Origin of the sequence: uncultured Cyclobacterium sp., from assembly GCF_963976465.1 — a bacterium.
Classification (GTDB): Bacteria; Bacteroidota; Bacteroidia; order Cytophagales; family Cyclobacteriaceae; genus Cyclobacterium.
The window spans coordinates 1-3,552 of the sequence record NZ_CAXBOC010000538.1; the positions used below are offsets into that span (position 1 = coordinate 1).

3 protein-coding genes are annotated in these 3,552 nt (G+C 35.0%); all 3 read right to left on the reverse strand.

Features of this window, described 5'->3' with window-relative positions:
* Window positions 1–103: 103 nt before the first annotated feature.
* Complete coding sequence (locus tag AAC037_RS21760; RefSeq protein WP_339905574.1) at window positions 104–1,270, reverse strand: MraY family glycosyltransferase; 1,167 nt, start codon at window positions 1,268–1,270, stop codon at window positions 104–106.
* Window positions 1,271–1,356: 86 nt separating this feature from the next.
* Entirely contained in the window at window positions 1,357–2,409 is a 1,053-nt protein-coding gene (locus AAC037_RS21765) for an NAD-dependent epimerase (RefSeq protein WP_339905575.1), read from the reverse strand.
* 35 nt (window positions 2,410–2,444) lie between these two features.
* Window positions 2,445–3,552: capsule assembly Wzi family protein (locus AAC037_RS21770; RefSeq protein WP_339905576.1), on the reverse strand; the 1,108-nt coding region annotated here is incomplete at its 5' end.

Genomic DNA, 3,552 nt, shown 5'->3' on the forward strand with positions numbered 1-3,552 from the left:
TTGTTAATTATTCCGCTGGTTATCAAGTAATTAATAAATCAGCAAGAAGCCCTAAAAAAAGGCGTTGATTAACAACGCCTTTTTTTATGCTAAATAGAACCTATCAATTCATATTGATCTTATTATCTGAGAATATATTTTTTTCAATAGAAGGTTTTCTCTTGGGTTGTTTCCTTTTTTTACGATTATAATTCATCTCTGAAATAAGAGGTCCTTTCTTACAATTATCTTTAACTTTCTGCAAGGTTTTCTTATCCATCCATATCCCTAAAAATGTAGCAATTAATACAAGAACAGGAAGTAGGATATGATCATTTAATGCATAACCAAAAAATACTATTGATATGAAAGTCAACTTCACAACCACTAATACCATTGAGACCTGGTCATGTTGTAAACCCATTCTAAGTAAAAAGTGATGAACGTGACTTTTATCAGGTTTTAAAGGAGATTTTCCATTTTTAGTTCTTTTTATAAATATTCTAACAGTATCATAAATCGGGACAATTAAGAAAGCTAATCCAGCTGAAAAGGGTGCATTTAATTTCAATCCCTCCCAAGGAGCCATTAGGCCAGATTTATCAATAAATAAAATCACCAATACGGTCAAGCAAAACCCGACACTTAGGGAACCTGTATCCCCCATGAAGATTTTTGCCGGATGCCAATTAAACACAAGAAAAGCTAAAATGCCCCCTACCAATGTGAAGGAGATCAAACTGTAAGAAATCATTCCAGCAGTGTAGAACCAAAATCCTAGAATACTTAAGGTTACCAAACTTAGTGAGCCGGCTAGACCGTCAGCACCATCTATTAAATTAAAGGAATTGGTAAGCGCTAAAATTGCAAAAAAAGTTATGCCCACACTGATAAGGTAAGGGATTTCATATACTCCCATAAAGCCATATAAGCTGGAGATTCGAATATCTGCCATTACGATTACGAAAAAGGCCGGTATGGATTGTCCTATTAACTTTTGTACCGCTGTTAACTCTATGAGATCATCTCTTAAGCCAACCGAAAACATAATCGCTAATGCAACTAAAAAATAACGGGTTTCAACGATCTGATCAAAGCTTAACCAAGCAAACAATCCTACGAAAGTGGCACACACGATAGCAATACCACCCATTGATGGGATCTTGCCTGCATGAATCCTCCTTCCGCCTGGAGTTTCAGTAAAATTGATCTTTTTAAGTATCAAAATCAGAACAGGAGTCATTAAAAAACCAAAGAAAAATGAAGTTACTGTTGCCAGAAAAATGTTCATAGTAAAAGGATTTTGACAAAAATACACATAAGCATCTTACAATATTATAATTACTCTATAAAATTTCATAAAAAAATTATTAGCTACTACACTTTATAATAGCTTTTATACCATTTTACAAATTGATTTACACCATAACTTAACTGGGTATCTGGCCTATAACCTAATTCTTTCTCTATTTCCGTGGTGTCTGCATAGGTAGCAGGAACGTCTCCAGCTTGCAAAGGAAGTAAATTTAAATTGGCTTTCATATTAAGACACTTTTCTATTTCTAATATAAAATCCATTAACCGAATAGGTTTTGAGTTACCAATATTATAAATCGCATAAGGGGCTTTAGATTTACTAATATCACCTTTATCTAAGGTCCAATTAGCATCAGGTTTCGCAGGATTATCTAAAACTTTTACTACACCATTTACGATATCATCCACATAAGTGAAATCTCGTTGCATTTCTCCATAATTGAAAACATCTATAGGTTTTCCTTCAATTATAGCTTTAGTAAACAGAAATAGTGCCATATCTGGTCTACCCCACGGACCATACACTGTAAAAAACCGTAAACCTGTGGTAGCCAGACCAAAAAGGTGGCTATAACTATGTGCCATAAGTTCATTTGACTTTTTTGAAGCAGCATATAAAGAAACCGGATGATCTACATTCTGGTTGATGGAAAAAGGCATTTCAGTATTCAATCCATAAATAGAGCTAGAAGATGCATAGGTTAAATGTTCTACATTATTATGTCTACAGGCCTCCAGTATATTTCCAAAGCCTACTATATTTGACTGAATATAAACATCAGGATTTGTTAAAGAATACCGTACACCAGCTTGTGCGGCTAAATTTACTACCCGCTTAATATTATATTCTTTAAAAAGCTTATCTAAACCTTCTTTATCTTCTAAATTGAGTTTATAAAAAGTATAATTTGGATAAACAGTACTTTTAATTGCTTCCCCATATTTTATTTTATTTGGGACTATTCCAGTTACTCGTAATCGATCATTTTTAAGACTTACATCATAATAGTCATTAATATTATCTAAACCCACTACTTCTTCTCCTTTATCCAACAGTGCTTTAGCTAAATGCATTCCTATGAAACCGGCAGTTCCTGTAATCAAAATACTCATTATAAAATCTTGTAATTATAAGCTAAGAAAAAACTTTATTTGCTTGCATTCATTAAATACACCAAATGAATTTTACTGTGAAATGAAAGCATGTCTTTTCCTTTGGGAAATAACGCGCTGGTAGATGAATCACTTTGCCATTGATAATTTGTACCATTCACCAGTTGGAATTGAGAACCTAGTAAAAAGTTTTTCCATTTTCTATTTGCTTGAATACCAATTGTAAAATCAATCCAAGGTAACATCTCACTATCTTGACCAAATGCTCGGTAATAAAAGTCTTGATGGTTGGCTATCCTTTCCACCATTATCCCCAACTTGTTGAAGTCATCAACAACTGCCACTTCAAAAGTTTGGCTATTACTTCCTGTACCAATGCCTGAACCTAAAGCCTTTCCTCTGTTGGTAAAGCCCCTTACTTGGTAATGTGCTGCCCATGGAGTTCTCCCACCTAGGCCTTCATAACGTATGTATCTATTTACAGATTCCTGCTGATGAAGGATCTCACTACGAATTTGAAGATAGGTGTTTTTCTTGCCAAGAGAGACTAGTTTTTGAAACCCCATTAAATAGGCTCGGGAATGTTCAGGATTCAATATGGCATCTCTCCAGGTCAAGGCATGGTCTCGCCTCCCATACTCTCCATATATTTCAAACTTTGCCTTTTTATTTAAAAATTTAAAAAACAAGGTAGCTTGCTGGTCCCTGGCCTCATTATCAAAAGCCACTGAGTTACCATCTTGAAAAAATTCCTTTTTCTGAAAGGCATCAAAAATAGGAAAATAATCTCGAAATTGGTTACCTTGTTTGGCGCTGTACTGTTGAAATGTCCGAATAAAACCTAAATATAGTCCAGGAACCCATTTGGGTTGATAACTTATATTAATTGCATTCAAGTATCTCCAATCGTTATCCAATGGAAGAAAAAAGGAATCATTCAGTGCCTCATCTTGTGAGGCTGCCATTCCTGAACTTTCTAACCTACCCAAGATCAATTGTCCTTCAAAATGTCCCAGAAAGGTTTTTAGGGGACGGTGGGAGTTTAAGGTAAGGTGAGGAAAACCTTCTGAATTACCGGAAAATGTCAAAGAACTCCATTGTCCCGGTCCCCACCATATAGTACGGGTGGAAATCCCCATTTCA

Excerpts from the sequence above, each read along its gene's own strand:
- AAC037_RS21760 (WP_339905574.1), bottom strand. The coding sequence starts at position 1,270 with ATGAACATTTTTCTGGCAACAGTAACTTCATTTTTCTTTGGTTTTTTA.
- AAC037_RS21765 (WP_339905575.1), bottom strand. The coding sequence starts at position 2,409 with ATGAGTATTTTGATTACAGGAACTGCCGGTTTCATAGGAATGCATTTA.